Genomic DNA, 13,613 nt, shown 5'->3' with positions numbered 1-13,613 from the left:
GATATGGCTTCTTTAGGCTTTGAAAGTTTTACAAAGAAAATTTATATCAGGACCAGTACCGCTAAGGTGTATCACTGCTGGGCAACTCAAGAGGGTCTTTGTTCCTGGTTTTTAAGAGAAGCAATCTTTAAAAACTCTGCAGGAAAAATAAAGGCCCCCGATATAGAGATAGAAAAAGGGGATAGCTATACCTGGCGGTGGCACAATTGGGACGGAGAAGAACAAGGTGAGATTATCACTGCCAATGGCAAAGATCAAATTGAATTTACCTTTGCAGAATTTTGCCGCGTTATTGTAAGAATGGAAACTGAAAATGACCAGGTCCTGCTTACCCTTATACAAACCAACATCCCCACCGATGAAAAGAACAAGATGAATATACACGTGGGATGCAGCAATGGGTGGACTTTCTGGCTGGCCAACCTCAAGGCATACCTGGAACACGGCATCCTTTTAAACGAAACGAGAAATGACCTCAGGAATATTCCGTTGGCCAGTTTTCATTTCGTCAATATTTAGGTCTAAGCAATTTCCCTGTTGTGGACCATTCAGGGCTAAAAGTATCAATAATGCAAATCCGAAAGCCTGGGCTTTTCTTTTTGATGGTAATTTCAATCGTTCTGCTGGGATGCAAAGAGAACAGAGAAGCAGGTACCCCAATCCGAATAGCAGTAGCCTCAAACCTACACTACGCCATCAACTCCATAGTAGAGAATTTTGAAAGTAAATACGGGATTACTTGTCAGGTTGTCCTTGGCTCATCCGGGAAGTTGTACGCCCAGATAACGGAGGGAGCCCCCTACGATATCTTCTTATCTGCCGATTTAAAGTATACGGAATCGCTTTTTAAAGCAGGGATGACCCTTGATCAACCAGCGGTGTTCGCTTACGGTTCACTTGTCCTTTGGGCCGCAAATTCGGACCACTCCCCTTCCCTTCAAATGCTCCAAAGTGATAGTGTAAAACACGTAGCCCTTGCCAATCCAAAAACAGCACCTTTCGGAATGGCAGCTGCGCAAGTCCTTGAACATTATGAGATTGTGAACCAAATTTCAGACAAGTTGGTTTATGGCGAAAGTATTTCACAGGCGAACCAATTTATACTTTTTGGTGCCGCAGAGATGGGATTTACCTCCCTGGCCATTGTGAAGAGTCCGGAATTCACTGATGTGGGCCGTTGGATATTAATCGATTCTGCAGCCTATTCCCCCCTACCCCATTCAGCGGTTCTTATCAATCACAGCGATTCTTCCAAAACGGGAGCAAAAGCCTTTTTTGAATATCTTTTTAGTGAGGAGGCGCAAGTTGTCCTCAAAAATTTTGGATATTCGACATATGAATAGGCTTACTGGACGTATCAAAAACCTAGTGGTTGAGGGCAATATTACCCTGGTTACCCTTATGTTGAAAGGGGATCTGAAGATTAAGACCCTCGTAATCGATACCCCTGAAACCGCAGAATACCTGGAAGTAAACCAGGAAGTAAACGTTCTTTTTAATGAGACCGAAGTGGTAATTGCCCTTGAGAGTACCAGCGGATTAAGCCTAGAAAACAAAATTTCCTGTAGGGTAAGTGCTATACAAAGAGGGAAACTATTGAGTAATATAGAATTAGAATGCCCGGCTGGGACCCTAAGGGCATTAGTGGGTACAGAGGCCCTTGCCGATCTGGAAATTGAGTCGGGACAAAGAGTTCAGGCCATGATTAAGTTAAATGAAGTAATGTTATCACCGAGATGAATTGGGAACCCTTGCTTTTGACATTTGAGCTGGCACTGACTACTACCCTAGTTCTGTTGCTGGTCTCCATTCCCCTCGCCTACTGGCTGAGTAAAACCAGCTCCCGTTTAAAACCGATAGTGGAAACCCTTGTAAGCATGCCACTGGTGCTGCCACCTACCGTTTTAGGATTTTATTTTCTATTGGCTTTCAGTCCCAATAATAGCTTTGGAGGATGGATTGATGAATGGTTGGGGATTCGGCTTGTTTTTTCCTTTGGCGGATTAGTAGTGGCATCTGTGATTTACAGCCTGCCCTTCATGGTGCAGCCCATACAGGCGGGACTCTCCTCATTACCTACTTCACTTTCTGAAGCAGCTGCCACTATGGGTAAATCTAGAAGTGTACAATTATTTAGAGTACTACTTCCCAATATCCGAAAATCAATGCTCACCGGTATAATTCTGGCCTTTGCGCATACGGTTGGGGAATTTGGAGTTGTACTGATGATAGGGGGAAACATCCCAGGCGAAACGAGGGTGGCTTCCATTGCCATTTACGACGAAGTGGAATCGCTTAACTATGAGGCCGCTAATACCTATTCATTAATTTTATTTACCCTAACATTTGCCTTGCTTCTCCTTGTGTATTTAGTTAATGGAGGATACTTAAAACGCTTCTGGAAATGATTGAAGCTCGAATCCATAAAAAACTCATTGCCGCAGGAGGTGAATTCTCCTTAAGTGCTGAACTCAATATCCCAAAAGGATCCCTGCTTACTATTTACGGGCCTTCAGGTTCCGGTAAAACGTCTCTATTGAGAAGTTTAGCAGGTTTGCTTACCCCAGATAAGGGATTTATTTCCTATCAGAACAATACTTGGTTCAATTCGGAGAAAAAAATCAATCTCCCGCCCCAAAAAAGGAATATTGGCTATGTTTTTCAGGATTACGCCCTTTTTCCCAATATGACCGTAAAGGAAAACCTTGAATTTGCCAGCAATAAGTTGAATCGAAAAAGTACGGTAGATGAGCTTTTATCGGCAATGCACCTTATGGAGCTTGAAAACAGAAAACCGGATACCCTTTCAGGGGGTCAGAAACAACGGGTTGCCCTGGCTAGGGCGCTGGCTCAAAAACCTGATGTACTGCTGTTGGATGAACCCCTGGCTGCTCTGGATACCAGCATGCGCACAGGCCTCCAGGCATACATTCTAAAAGCCCATAAAAAAGAAGGATTAACGACCATCCTGGTGAGTCACGATGTAACGGAAATCATGAAACTCTCAGATATTACCATCATCCTGCAAGACGGGCAGATCTCTCAGATCGGACCTCCCGGGGAATTGTTTATGGAAAAGCATATTAGTGGTAAATTTCAATTTACGGGAACAGTTTTACAGCTTATAAAGCAGGATGTTATCTATATTGTAAACGTATTAATAGGAAAGAATGTGATCAAAGTTGTAGCTCACCCCGCTGAAATAGATGGCATCCAGCCGGGAGATAAAGTAGTGGTAGCATCAAAAGCATTCAATCCGGTGATTTACAAGATTACGTAGAATTCTATATCTCAATATCTGGTCATGAAAATAAAACAACCGCCGGCTCTGATTCTTATCGACATCCAAAAAGGCCTTGAAGAACTGGAGTACTACGGAGGGGCCAGGAATAATCCGAATGCGGAAGAGAATGCCGCTGCCCTCCTCCACTTCTGGAGACAGAAAAATTTCCCTGTTTTCCACATCAAACACAACGGTACAGCTCCTTCCCCCCTCGCCAAAGGAATGCCGGGGAATGAATTTAAGGACATTACTGCGCCGCAAGAAGGAGAGCCCATCGTTGAAAAAAATAGCAACAGTGCGTTTATCAATACCCCTTTACACCAAAAGTTACAAGACCTCAACATATCCCATTTGGTGCTGGTTGGACTCACTACTTCTCATTGTGTTTCATCAACAGCGCGAATGGCCGGTAATTTTGGGTACCACACCTTTGTTATTTCAGACGCTACGGCTACATTTGATATCGTGAGCCCAAAGGGCTTGAGATATGAGGCATCACTTGTTCACGAAATTACCCTGGCGAACTTGCACAACGAATTTGCGGCCGTACTCGATACCTCGGATTTAATTTCGTTATTAGCTGAAATTTAAAAGGACTGATGATTCAAAAAATAGGGCAGAAATTCACAGATATCTTTCAGAGGTTTATGCCCGATGCCTTTGTCTTTGCCTTGATCCTTACCCTGATTATTGCGGTCCTGGCTATGTTTTGGGTTGGAGCCACCCCTGTACAGGTGATCAATTCGTGGTACGACGGATTTTGGATCCTGCTCGAATTTGGTATGCAGATGGTATTGCTGGTGATTACAGGCTATTCCATTGCACTTTCTCCACTGGTTCATAAGGGTATCGATATTCTAGCGAGCAAGATCAAAAAACCTCAGCACGTCTACTTTCTGATAGTCCTCCTGGGCGGCCTTTTTAGTTTGATCAGCTGGGGATGGGTTGTTATTACAGCAGTTCTGGGCAGGGAATTGGCCTTAAGGATAAAAGGAATACACTACCCTTTCCTTATTGCCTGTGTTTATTTTTCGAGTATTATTTGGGTGGCCGGACTTTCAAGTTCCATCCCCTTGCTACTGAATACCCAGGATAATTTTCTAATGGAAGCCGGGGTGCTGGATCAAACTATTGCAACCAGCGGGACATTGGGTTCTGTGCTCAACTTGGTCGTACTGAGTGTATTTTTTTTGATTGCACCTTTCCTTATGCGTCTTCTGTTGCCTAAATCAGGTGATATGCCAACACTGGAAAACATGCTGGAGACCGAATCGGAGCATAAATCTGTGTCGATTCATGAAGAAGCCCGACTCATGAAATTACCTTATCAAGCCCTGTCTGATCTATTAAATAACAGTCGGATATTGCAATACCTCATTGCCTTCTCGGGCATTGCCTACCTGTATACGCATTTCAGTACCAAGGGACTCGACCTCAACCTCAACATCATGATCTTTATTTTCCTGATGTTAGGCCTATTATTACATGGAACCCCGATGCGCTATGTGATTGCCATGAAAAGGGCCAGCGGAAATGTTTCGGGTATTATCTTTCAGTTTCCCTTTTATGCAGGCATCATGGGTATAATGATTTACACCGGCCTGGGAGAGCGGCTCGCTTTGTGGATGGCCTCGGTATCAACCTTAGAAAGCATTCCCTTTTTTGCATTTCTGACCGGCGCCATGGTGAATTTTGCCATCCCTTCAGCAGGGGGAGAATTTGCAGTAATCGGGCCTACGATTATCACCGCTGTACAAGAAATCGGGGCAACATTACCCCCGGAACAAATGGAATTGCTCATTTCAAGGGCCGTAATGTCTGTGGCTTATGGCGAAACTCTTACCAATTTAATGCAGCCTTTCTTTCTTCTTTTAGTCATCCCTATCATGGGGCAGGTATTAAGGTCCAGGCCAGGGATATCATGGGATATTTAGTTATCCCCTTCCTTATTTTCTTTACTGTATTTGCTCTGCTCGTTAGTTTTTGGCCTCTTTAACAGGTTATAAAATAAAAAAGCACCGCCGAAGCGATGCTTTTCTCAACAACCAACCAACCAATTATTGTGGCATAACCACGTCTTCGATTATGTGTATTACTCCGTTAGATGCCATTACGTCTGTTTTGGCGATCTTACTGTAATTTCCGTTTGCGTCCATTAAGAAGATTCCTCCATCTTTCTTAACTGCAGTCAGTTTTCCTCCATTGAGGGTGGTGAGTTCGGCTTTTCCATTCCCTTTCTCCAAAGCATTGACCACATCTGTAGCTGTGATTTTTCCCGATACCACATGGTAAGTAAGGATGGCGGCCAATTTTTCCTTGTTTTCAGGCTGCAATAATGAATTCAATGCATCAGCGTCTATTTTGGCGAATCCTGAATTCACAGGTGCAAATACTGTGAAAGGTCCGTCTCCCTGCAAGGCACCTACAAGGTCTGCAGCTTTTAGGGCAGTAACCAAAGTTGAAAAATCGTCAACAGATACTGCTATGTCTACGATGTCCTGAGAATTGTTTTGGGCGTTAGCCTGAGTTGTTCCTAACAATAAGGCAACTGTCGAAAGAATAAAAATTACTTTTTTCATGATTTGTTTTTAGTTTTAGTGATAATTAAAGTTTTAGTGCACTCTATTATTATTTACACCGGCAGGCAGGGGATGGATGAGAAAAGCAGATTTTTATCATATCTTTAACACTTGCTATGGATGATTCTCTTCAGATAAATCGCCTTAAAAGCGGAGATAAGGATGCCCTGTATTCTCTTTATGACAAGTACTCGGGAGCTCTTTACGGTGTTGTATTAAGGATGTGTCGTAACAAAGAATTATCAGAAGACCTGCTGCAGGAAATATTTGTTACTATCTGGAAGAAAATTGATCAATTTGATCCTGATAAAGGTAAATTTTACACCTGGGCGTACCGAATTGCGAGAAACAAAACCCTAAATGCTTTAAGAAAAACCGATCTCCTCATCCAAACGGAGGATATGAGTGTATATAATGGTATAGAGGAGGAGGAAACCAGTCAGAATTTTGAAGCACTGAACGGAGTGATAAATAATCTGGAGCCCCATCATCAAAAGGTAATTGAACTCGTTTATTTTAAGGGATACACGCACAGAGAGGCACATAAAATAATGGACGTACCCTTGGGGACCTTTAAATCGTATGTAAGACAGGCCTTAAAGCAGTTACAGACCAATTACCCTCTTACCCTCTGGATTGTATTAACGTGTTTAGATGTGTTTGACCATGGATAGGAAAACAATTATTGAAAAGGGACTTTTATTAGATTACCTTCTGGGCGATCTCAACGCCAAGGATACCTTGTCGGTAGAGAACGCATTGCGTGCCGATAAGGTTTTGCAGGAGGAATACAACAAACTCGAAGCCGACTTTGAGCGTATGGCTATGGATAATGCCGTGGACCCGCCGGCTTCGGTAAAACATTCATTAGAAAAGGTCCTGGATAAGGTTGAGAAATTCTCTGATACGCCCGTTAAGCGATTGGATTCCAGGAGTGCCTTTAATACCGGCAGATTACTCGTTGCGGCAAGTTTGGCTGCCATTTTTGCCCTCACCTCTTTCTGGTTCTACAATCAATGGCAAAATGCTGAAGAGAATGTTAGGTTAGCAAGGGAAGAGCAGGAACAAATGCGCAATACTCTGCAAGAGTTGTCTGGTGAGATACAGGAAGTGAAGACCATGTACGCCATCCTTAATGATAAAGACGCAATTCCGCTTCTCCTTAAAGGAAACAGTCTTGCTCCTGAAGCAAGGGCTGTGGCCTATTTAAACCATTCTAAAAGATCTGTGGTTGTGAATCCAAAAGCCCTACCCGAATTATCGGAAGAAGAAACCTATCAAATGTGGGCCGATGTAGATGGAGAAATGATCAGTATGGGCTTACTACCAACAGACGAAGAACTCGTAACCCTCACCTATATTGACAAGGCAGAATCCTTAAACATCACTATTGAGCCCAAAGGGGGAAATGATCATCCTACTGTAGAGCGCCTGATCTCCAATGTGTATTTATAGCAGCCTAATATCCTTTATAAAGGTCCTGTAATTCCTTTTTTTGCTGTAATCTATCTGACTTTATCCAAAAAAAAAAAATTCAAAATATATCAGGAATTTGGCCGTTTAGATTGTTTACATGTTATAAACCCTAAATTCTTACATTATGTTATTTGTAAATTCAACCAATATGAGATCTTTAAAAACATGGACATTGTTTCTGGTTCTTCCGGCTATGCTGTTCTTTACATCCTGCAGCAAGGATGAGGACGCCTTTGTACGGGTAACAGTCAATGGCACCCAATTGAATACTAGCCCTTCAGATTTTACCGTTGGGGACCGATCTGATTTCAATGGAGATATCGACGCGAGTTTTACCGGGAATGGAGGAACTGCAGTTCGTGTATTCAGCTGGAATAATAATTTAAGTACAGCCGACTACAACGCTGATATTACAGCAACCGCTGAAGGATCCTTCAGAATGATCGTGGAAGATTCAGAAGGAGTAGTAGTGCTCGACCGATCAATTCAGGGAGGTACCGAACCGGATTCCATCGGTGGAGTTACCTCTTCAGGGGCATCCGGAATATGGACGGTAACCATTGAGGTAACCAACTTTACCGGAGATGGCAGTTTTTCCCTGAGTGAAGGAAATTAATCTGAACTTCAGTAAATAGATAAGGCGCTGTGGACATTCCACAGCGTTTTTTTTTGAATAACGGGAATACACCTTTGCAGCGTTCCACTATAACAAGATAAGGGGGTGGAAATTTCTAATTCGAAGGAATACCGTACAAGTCGAAATCGGCGGCTTCAGTAATAGTTATTTGTGCAAAGTCTCCTTGTTTCAGATAATATTTGGAAGCATCTATTAACACCTCATTGTCTACATCCGGAGAATCAAATTCAGTACGGCCAACAAAGTAATTCCCTTCTTTACGATCAATAACACAGTTAAAGGTCTTTCCGATCTTTTCCTGGTTCAGCTCCCAGGAGATCTGCGCCTGTAATTCCATGATCTCATTGGCCCGCTGTTGTTTTACCTCTTCCGGCACATCGTCCTCAAGAGCATAGGCATGGGTATTCTCCTCATGACTGTAAGTAAAACACCCCAATCGTTCAAAACGCATCTCCTGTACCCAGGATTTTAAGACTTCAAAATCAGATTCTTTTTCCCCGGGATATCCAACGATAAGTGTTGTTCTGATGGCCATGTCAGGAACGGCTTCCCTGAATTCCTTTAGGAGTCGGGTTGTTTTTTCCTGAGTAGTTCCCCTCCGCATACTTTTTAAAATGGGATCCGAGATATGCTGAAGAGGGATGTCTATATAATTACAAATTTTAGGTTCCTGCCGCATCACCTCCAGAACATCCATTGGAAACCCAGTGGGAAAAGCGTAATGCAGCCGAATCCATTCAATGCCTTCAACTTTGGCTAGTGCCCTAAGTAAATCTGCCAGATTGCGCTTTTTGTAGAGATCCAGACCGTAATAAGTAAGGTCCTGCGCAATGAGGATAAGCTCTTTTACACCTTTGGCTGCTAATTTTTCTGCTTCAAGCACGAGTTCTTCCACAGGCGTACTTCGGTGCTTGCCTCTCATCAGGGGAATGGCACAAAACGAACAAGGGCGGTCGCAGCCCTCAGCGATCTTCAGATAGGCATAGTTCTTGGGCGTAGTTGTAATTCGCTCTCCCAGTAATTCGTGTTTGTAATCTGCACCAAGGGCTTTGAGCAAGTTGGGCAGATCTGTAGTGCCGAAATAAGCATCTACGTCAGGGATCTCTTTCTCAAGATCGGGTTTGTACCGCTCACTTAAACAACCGGTTACAAACACTTTTTCTACCTTGCCCTCTTCTTTTTGCCTGACAAAATCTAAAATGGTGTTTACGCTCTCCTCCTTTGCATTAGCGATAAAACCACAGGTGTTAATCACCACAATATTCCCCTCCTCTTCATGGACCACGTCCTTTTTATTGGCTCGGAGCTGACCCATAAGGACCTCGGAGTCGTACACATTCTTGGAACAACCGAGAGTAACGACATTAATCCTGTTTTTTCTAAGAGTTTTGGTGCGCATCGTATCTAATGAGGTGCAAAAATACAATATAGCACAGGATTAAAGTCAACCCGGAGTGCTTTATTGATAATCTTCGGGCGATTTCCTGATATTACTTGCCCGTTCATATGCTGCTCCCAGTTTCAGTAATTCGGGCTCCTCAAATTGCCGGGATATAAAGGTAAGGCTGATGGGTTCGCCGCTTGGTTGATAACCCATAGGAATGGTTAATGCCGGGTACTTTGCCGCCGCTGCATAGGCTGCGTGAAAATTGTTTATTGAAAGGATCGCGTCGAGCTCATGCGTATCTATAGCCGAATTAAAAAATATTCTTGTTTTTTCTTCCAGCGTCTTTTTGATGCTTTTAAGTTCCTCAGTCGTAGTTGTGTCTGAGACAACAGCCTCAAATCGTCCCTGCCCGTATGGTATGCGAGTTAGGCTATCGCTAAGATTATACGTCATGATATCTGCAACACTCTTTACGCTGATCTCCTGCGTATTATTTAAATTCTTTTCAATATAAGCCGGAAGGTCATCCCTCATGTCGAGATTGAGAATACTTAAAAACCCGTCCATGGCAACCCTGGGGGGATCGAGAACTATAATTTCGGCACCTTCACTTCGCAGGAGGTCGAGTGTATTTCGGTAAATACTATCGCGTTCCATCAAATTAGAAAATGCTCCGAATCGTTTTCCATTGAGATCAATGGAAGAGAGTTCGCTGTACCATTCCTTCCCAAAATTCTTCTCTACCGAACTGAGGTCTTCAGAATCACGCCCCATCATGGCATCCAATAAAATGGCATTGTCTGTCACATTGCGCGTCATGGGTCCGGGGGTGTCCAGGGTGCTGGAGATAGGTACGATCCCTGACCTACTCAACAAGCCGATAGTGGGCTTTAACCCCACGACAGAATTCTGGCTTGAGGGGGACAGGATAGACCCTGAAGTTTCCGTACCCACAGCGGCCACGGCATACTGGGCAGCCATAGAAGTACCGCTACCCGAACTCGATCCCCCGGTTTCAAATATTCTTCGTCCGTAGGGGTTCAGGGTCTGACCTCCAAAAGCACTGTATCCTACAGGGCAACCGTCACAAAGGTAATAGGCCCATTCACTGAGGTTCACCTTCCCCAGGATGATTGCCCCCTTTGCTTTAAGTTGATTTACGATAAATGCATCCGGGGCGTTATTCTCAGCAAAAACCACTGCCCCGGCAGTAGTATTCATTCCATCTGTACCGATATTGTCTTTCAGAAGTACAGGCATCCCGTAAATTGGGTGATATCCTTCTTTACGTTCTTTATCCCGTAAGCGGGCTTCTTCTAACGCGGCCTCATTTAAAGCAATGACAGTATTTAAAGTAGTGGTGTTATCGAGTTCATAGGTGTAAATCCGATACAGGTAGAACAAAACAATTTCTTCATAGGTCAGTTTTCCTGCCCCTACCGAAGCCTGAAGGCCAGGAATATTTTGATCCAAGATAAGAGGCTTGAGTGCTTTGTATTGCTCTTCTGTAAATTTCGATACTTCCCCATACAATGGCCGAAAAACGTCATTCTTATCGAGGACTTTGGACTGGATGAGCTTGTAACGCATACGGGAATTCTCATGATCCGCGTTCGCCGCCACTTCCGAGGAATCGTTATAGGGAATCCACAGGACCACATCATTTGAGGTAGGAGCTTCTTGTTTGCATCCCCATATGCTGATCGCTAAAAAAGCCAGTATTAGAACTCTTATTTCTCTTACTCTTTTAATAATTTCTCCCATTTTGAGATATTTTCCTGATTAATTCTGACAAATTCGTCCTTCCCTTCAGCTTCAGCGAGGGAAAGTGAGCGTTTGGCCGATTTTATGGCAGCCGGATAGTCTTTCAGGCCTGCTTGTACTATCGCCCTAACTCTGTAAAAATAGTAAGTGTCGCCGCCGATGGCAATAGCCTTTTCCAGATATTGTAGCGCTTTGGGATATTCAATTCCCTCTTCCTGTAAATACCGTGCGGCTTCGTAATAAGTTTGGGCAGTTGCTGATTGTTTAAGACCCTGTTCTATGGCCTCCAGCATGATTTTTCGGGTATTGACAACCAGGGGAATAGAAATTAGGGTATGACCCCACTTCCATTGCATTATCGCTCCGTTATGAGTGATGGAATCAAGGCAGATGAGAAGATTCTCCTGCCAGTCATCAGTTAGCCTCGGTTTTACCTTTATTCTAAAAGCATCTTCTTCCGGATTGTAGGCGGTACGGCCATCGCCCCAGTGGGTGGTGTTATTGTGAAATACAACCTCCCATCTGTCTTCCTCCGGAAAAGCATACAATGCATAGGTACCGGGAGCCAAAACATTTCCCTGAATCTCGAGTTCTGCATCTGTTGTTAATTTTGTCGATTCATTAGCTCCAACCCGCCAGATTCGCCCATATGGTACAAGCCCCCCAAAAAGTTTCCGGCCTTTCACTGCGGGCCGAGAATATTCCACCTTAACCGAGGACAGGCCAATGTCCTGGCTAATGCTGGCAAAAGGGCTTGCTTTAGGATGTTCTAACTGTGCTGTGGCTGGTACTGACCAGAGAAATAAAAAGAGAAGACCAATTGTAGCACCTGTTTTCAACTGAAGAAAGAATCTACAAATTCATATTTATTAAAGACCTGCAGATCCTCAATCCGCTCTCCCACCCCGATGTATTTTACAGGGATTTGAAATTGGTCTGAGATCCCAATCACTACCCCTCCTTTTGCGGTACCATCGAGTTTTGTTACGGCCAGTGAGCTTACTTCCGTAGCCTTTGTAAACTGTTTGGCCTGCTCAAAGGCGTTTTGTCCTGTAGAGCCATCGAGGACCAAAAGTACTTCGTGAGGTGCATCGGGTACAACTTTTTGCATCACGCGTTTTACCTTACTTAATTCATTCATGAGGTTCACCTTATTGTGCAGGCGACCTGCCGTATCTATCAATACGACATCCGCTTCTTTGGATATTGCTGCACTTAGAGTGTCAAAAGCCACAGAAGCCGGGTCACTTCCCATCTTTTGCTTGACGATCGGCACTTCTACCCGATCTGCCCAAACCTGTAACTGGTCAATGGCTGCAGCCCTAAAAGTATCGGCTGCGCCCAGAATGACAGAACGACCTTTGTTTTTGAATTGATGTGCTAATTTGCCAATGGTTGTTGTTTTACCTACTCCATTGACTCCAACCACCATGATTACATAGGGCTTTTTGTCTGCAGGCAGATCAAAGTCGGCGGCTTCTCCTGTATGAGTTTCTGAGAGTAATCCTGCTATTTCTTCCCTTAGGATGAGGTTGAGCTCATCGGTTCCCAGATATTTATCAGCGGCAACTCGTTTTTCAATACGTTCGATGATTTTAAGGGTGGTATTAACACCTACGTCAGAAGTGACCAGAACCTCTTCAAGGTTGTCGAGCACCTCGTCATCAACCTTGGATTTACCGGCTACGGCTTTCCCCAATTTGGAAAAAAAACTGGTTTTGGATTTTTCCAGTCCCTTGTCCAGGGTTTGCTTTTTCTCAGTAGAAAATATCTTTTTAAAAATACTCATGGGATGGCTGTTCCTTGGCGGAACCAAATATAATAAATAAAAAAGCCGCTATCCTGAGAGAGCGGCTGAATTCGTTTAGCGGGGCTTACTATTTTTTGGAAAGCCACTCGTTTACCATCTCCGGAGGCATGACAGACTCCACGAAAGTATAAGCGCCACTCTTAGGCGATTTTACCATTTTTATCGCTTTGGTCAATCTCTTTGATTTTCCCTGAAGGGTTGCTACGGTCTTCTTTGCCATGTCTTCTTACTTTATCTCTTTATGAACTGTCATTCTTTTCAGAATGGGATTGAATTTCTTGATCTCCAAACGGTCTGGAGTATTCTTTTTATTTTTGGTAGTAATGTACCTGGAAGTTCCGGGCATGCCGGACTCCTTATGTTCTGTACACTCCAGGATCACCTGAACCCTATTTCCTTTTTTTGCCATGGTATCCTATTTTGTTGGCTTACTTTAATATTCCATTCTGACGTGCTTCTTTCAAAACCGCAGAAATTCCTTTTTTGTGTATACTTTTAAGAGCTCTTGCCGATACTTTTAAAGTAATCCAGCGATCTTCTTCAGGAATATAGAATCTCTTTTTGGAAAGATTCACATCAAACCTTCTCCTGGTTTTATTGATCGAAAACGATACGTTATTCCCGAACATCGCCCTCTTCCCGGTAATTTCGCAAACTTTAGACATGGTGCTCTACTT

General features: G+C 43.6%; 18 protein-coding genes. 10 read left to right on the top strand and 8 right to left on the bottom strand.

The features are described from left to right. Positions 1 to 3 precede the first annotated feature (3 nt). From EQY75_RS03075 to EQY75_RS03045, 7 genes are read left to right on the top strand one after another with little or no spacing between them, the layout of a single operon-like run. A complete protein-coding gene (locus tag EQY75_RS03075; RefSeq protein ID WP_129602785.1) occupies positions 4 to 519 on the top strand; it encodes an SRPBCC family protein in 516 nt (171 codons plus the stop codon). A 50-nt stretch (positions 520 to 569) separates the two neighbouring features. Next, complete coding sequence (modA, locus tag EQY75_RS03070; protein ID WP_129602783.1) at positions 570 to 1,343, top strand: molybdate ABC transporter substrate-binding protein; 774 nt, start codon at positions 570 to 572, stop codon at positions 1,341 to 1,343. Further along, complete coding sequence (locus EQY75_RS03065) at positions 1,336 to 1,740, top strand: TOBE domain-containing protein (RefSeq protein WP_129602781.1); 405 nt, start codon at positions 1,336 to 1,338, stop codon at positions 1,738 to 1,740. Before modA ends, EQY75_RS03065 begins: the two co-directional genes overlap by 8 nt. After that, positions 1,737 to 2,408, top strand: coding sequence for a molybdate ABC transporter permease subunit (gene modB / locus EQY75_RS03060; RefSeq protein ID WP_129602779.1), 672 nt, complete (start codon positions 1,737 to 1,739; stop codon positions 2,406 to 2,408). The genes EQY75_RS03065 and modB overlap by 4 nt, the downstream gene beginning before the upstream one ends. Continuing rightward, complete coding sequence (locus tag EQY75_RS03055) at positions 2,405 to 3,280, top strand: sulfate/molybdate ABC transporter ATP-binding protein (RefSeq protein WP_129602777.1); 876 nt, start codon at positions 2,405 to 2,407, stop codon at positions 3,278 to 3,280. The genes modB and EQY75_RS03055 overlap by 4 nt, the downstream gene beginning before the upstream one ends. A 24-nt stretch (positions 3,281 to 3,304) precedes the next feature. Then, complete coding sequence (locus EQY75_RS03050) at positions 3,305 to 3,874, top strand: cysteine hydrolase family protein (RefSeq protein ID WP_129602775.1); 570 nt, start codon at positions 3,305 to 3,307, stop codon at positions 3,872 to 3,874. An 8-nt stretch (positions 3,875 to 3,882) separates the two neighbouring features. Further along, the gene (locus EQY75_RS03045) at positions 3,883 to 5,217 is read left to right on the top strand and encodes a short-chain fatty acid transporter (protein WP_246019973.1); all 1,335 of its coding nucleotides are present in this window, start codon (positions 3,883 to 3,885) and stop codon (positions 5,215 to 5,217) included. Between the two features lie 123 nt (positions 5,218 to 5,340). Here the strand turns inward: EQY75_RS03045 and EQY75_RS03040 are convergent, their stop codons facing one another. Continuing rightward, on the bottom strand, positions 5,341 to 5,862 hold the full coding sequence (locus EQY75_RS03040) for a fasciclin domain-containing protein (protein WP_129602773.1): 522 nt from the start codon (positions 5,860 to 5,862) through the stop codon (positions 5,341 to 5,343). Between the two features lie 116 nt (positions 5,863 to 5,978). Here EQY75_RS03040 and EQY75_RS03035 point away from each other — a divergent pair, with 116 nt between their 5' ends. The 3 genes from EQY75_RS03035 (at position 5,979) to EQY75_RS03025 (ending at position 7,954) form a co-directional block, all read left to right on the top strand. After that, on the top strand, positions 5,979 to 6,536 hold the full coding sequence (locus tag EQY75_RS03035; protein WP_129602771.1) for an RNA polymerase sigma factor: 558 nt from the start codon (positions 5,979 to 5,981) through the stop codon (positions 6,534 to 6,536). Further along, entirely contained in the window at positions 6,529 to 7,317 is a 789-nt protein-coding gene (locus tag EQY75_RS03030; protein WP_165200503.1) for an anti-sigma factor, read from the top strand. Before EQY75_RS03035 ends, EQY75_RS03030 begins: the two co-directional genes overlap by 8 nt. 169 nt (positions 7,318 to 7,486) lie before the next feature. Further along, the gene (locus tag EQY75_RS03025; protein WP_129602767.1) at positions 7,487 to 7,954 is read left to right on the top strand and encodes a hypothetical protein; all 468 of its coding nucleotides are present in this window, start codon (positions 7,487 to 7,489) and stop codon (positions 7,952 to 7,954) included. Between the two features lie 115 nt (positions 7,955 to 8,069). Here EQY75_RS03025 and rimO read toward each other — a convergent pair whose 3' ends face one another. The 7 genes from rimO to rpmB form a co-directional block, all read right to left on the bottom strand. Continuing rightward, a complete protein-coding gene (rimO, locus tag EQY75_RS03020; protein ID WP_129602765.1) occupies positions 8,070 to 9,374 on the bottom strand; it encodes a 30S ribosomal protein S12 methylthiotransferase RimO in 1,305 nt (434 codons plus the stop codon). Between the two features lie 60 nt (positions 9,375 to 9,434). Then, positions 9,435 to 11,126, bottom strand: a complete 1,692-nt coding sequence (locus EQY75_RS03015) for an amidase family protein (protein WP_129602763.1) — start codon at positions 11,124 to 11,126, stop codon at positions 9,435 to 9,437. Further along, the gene (locus EQY75_RS03010) at positions 11,102 to 11,965 is read right to left on the bottom strand and encodes a DUF2911 domain-containing protein (protein WP_246019971.1); all 864 of its coding nucleotides are present in this window, start codon (positions 11,963 to 11,965) and stop codon (positions 11,102 to 11,104) included. The genes EQY75_RS03015 and EQY75_RS03010 overlap by 25 nt, the downstream gene beginning before the upstream one ends. Further along, the gene (gene ftsY, locus EQY75_RS03005) at positions 11,962 to 12,915 is read right to left on the bottom strand and encodes a signal recognition particle-docking protein FtsY (protein ID WP_129602761.1); all 954 of its coding nucleotides are present in this window, start codon (positions 12,913 to 12,915) and stop codon (positions 11,962 to 11,964) included. The genes EQY75_RS03010 and ftsY overlap by 4 nt, the downstream gene beginning before the upstream one ends. A gap of 88 nt (positions 12,916 to 13,003) precedes the next feature. Continuing rightward, positions 13,004 to 13,156: a DUF4295 domain-containing protein gene (locus tag EQY75_RS03000; RefSeq protein ID WP_129602760.1), complete on the bottom strand. Its 153-nt coding sequence runs from the start codon at positions 13,154 to 13,156 to the stop codon at positions 13,004 to 13,006. Positions 13,157 to 13,162: 6 nt separating this feature from the next. Next, a complete protein-coding gene (gene rpmG / locus EQY75_RS02995) occupies positions 13,163 to 13,345 on the bottom strand; it encodes a 50S ribosomal protein L33 (RefSeq protein ID WP_129602758.1) in 183 nt (60 codons plus the stop codon). A 19-nt stretch (positions 13,346 to 13,364) separates the two neighbouring features. Then, positions 13,365 to 13,601 carry a 50S ribosomal protein L28 gene (gene rpmB / locus EQY75_RS02990; RefSeq protein ID WP_129602756.1) on the bottom strand — a complete coding sequence of 79 codons (237 nt, stop codon included), beginning with the start codon at positions 13,599 to 13,601 and terminating at the stop codon, positions 13,365 to 13,367. Positions 13,602 to 13,613: the final 12 nt, after the last annotated feature.

Source organism: Muriicola soli (genome assembly GCF_004139715.1).
In the GTDB taxonomy this organism is placed as follows: Bacteria; Bacteroidota; Bacteroidia; order Flavobacteriales; family Flavobacteriaceae; genus Muriicola; species Muriicola soli.
This window is presented reverse-complemented; position numbering and strand designations above follow the sequence as displayed.

Bases quoted from the DNA above. Each gene is read 5' to 3' on its own strand.
- EQY75_RS03075 (WP_129602785.1), top strand. From the start codon at position 4: ATGGCTTCTTTAGGCTTTGAAAGTTTTACAAAGAAAATTTATATCAGG.
- modA (WP_129602783.1), top strand. From the start codon at position 570: ATGCAAATCCGAAAGCCTGGGCTTTTCTTTTTGATGGTAATTTCAATC.
- EQY75_RS03065 (WP_129602781.1), top strand. From the start codon at position 1,336: ATGAATAGGCTTACTGGACGTATCAAAAACCTAGTGGTTGAGGGCAAT.
- modB (WP_129602779.1), top strand. From the start codon at position 1,737: ATGAATTGGGAACCCTTGCTTTTGACATTTGAGCTGGCACTGACTACT.
- EQY75_RS03055 (WP_129602777.1), top strand. From the start codon at position 2,405: ATGATTGAAGCTCGAATCCATAAAAAACTCATTGCCGCAGGAGGTGAA.
- EQY75_RS03050 (WP_129602775.1), top strand. From the start codon at position 3,305: ATGAAAATAAAACAACCGCCGGCTCTGATTCTTATCGACATCCAAAAA.
- EQY75_RS03045 (WP_246019973.1), top strand. From the start codon at position 3,883: ATGATTCAAAAAATAGGGCAGAAATTCACAGATATCTTTCAGAGGTTT.
- EQY75_RS03040 (WP_129602773.1), bottom strand. From the start codon at position 5,862: ATGAAAAAAGTAATTTTTATTCTTTCGACAGTTGCCTTATTGTTAGGA.
- EQY75_RS03035 (WP_129602771.1), top strand. From the start codon at position 5,979: ATGGATGATTCTCTTCAGATAAATCGCCTTAAAAGCGGAGATAAGGAT.
- EQY75_RS03030 (WP_165200503.1), top strand. From the start codon at position 6,529: ATGGATAGGAAAACAATTATTGAAAAGGGACTTTTATTAGATTACCTT.
- EQY75_RS03025 (WP_129602767.1), top strand. From the start codon at position 7,487: ATGAGATCTTTAAAAACATGGACATTGTTTCTGGTTCTTCCGGCTATG.
- rimO (WP_129602765.1), bottom strand. From the start codon at position 9,374: ATGCGCACCAAAACTCTTAGAAAAAACAGGATTAATGTCGTTACTCTC.
- EQY75_RS03015 (WP_129602763.1), bottom strand. From the start codon at position 11,126: ATGGGAGAAATTATTAAAAGAGTAAGAGAAATAAGAGTTCTAATACTG.
- ftsY (WP_129602761.1), bottom strand. From the start codon at position 12,915: ATGAGTATTTTTAAAAAGATATTTTCTACTGAGAAAAAGCAAACCCTG.
- EQY75_RS03000 (WP_129602760.1), bottom strand. From the start codon at position 13,156: ATGGCAAAGAAGACCGTAGCAACCCTTCAGGGAAAATCAAAGAGATTG.
- rpmG (WP_129602758.1), bottom strand. From the start codon at position 13,345: ATGGCAAAAAAAGGAAATAGGGTTCAGGTGATCCTGGAGTGTACAGAA.
- rpmB (WP_129602756.1), bottom strand. From the start codon at position 13,601: ATGTCTAAAGTTTGCGAAATTACCGGGAAGAGGGCGATGTTCGGGAAT.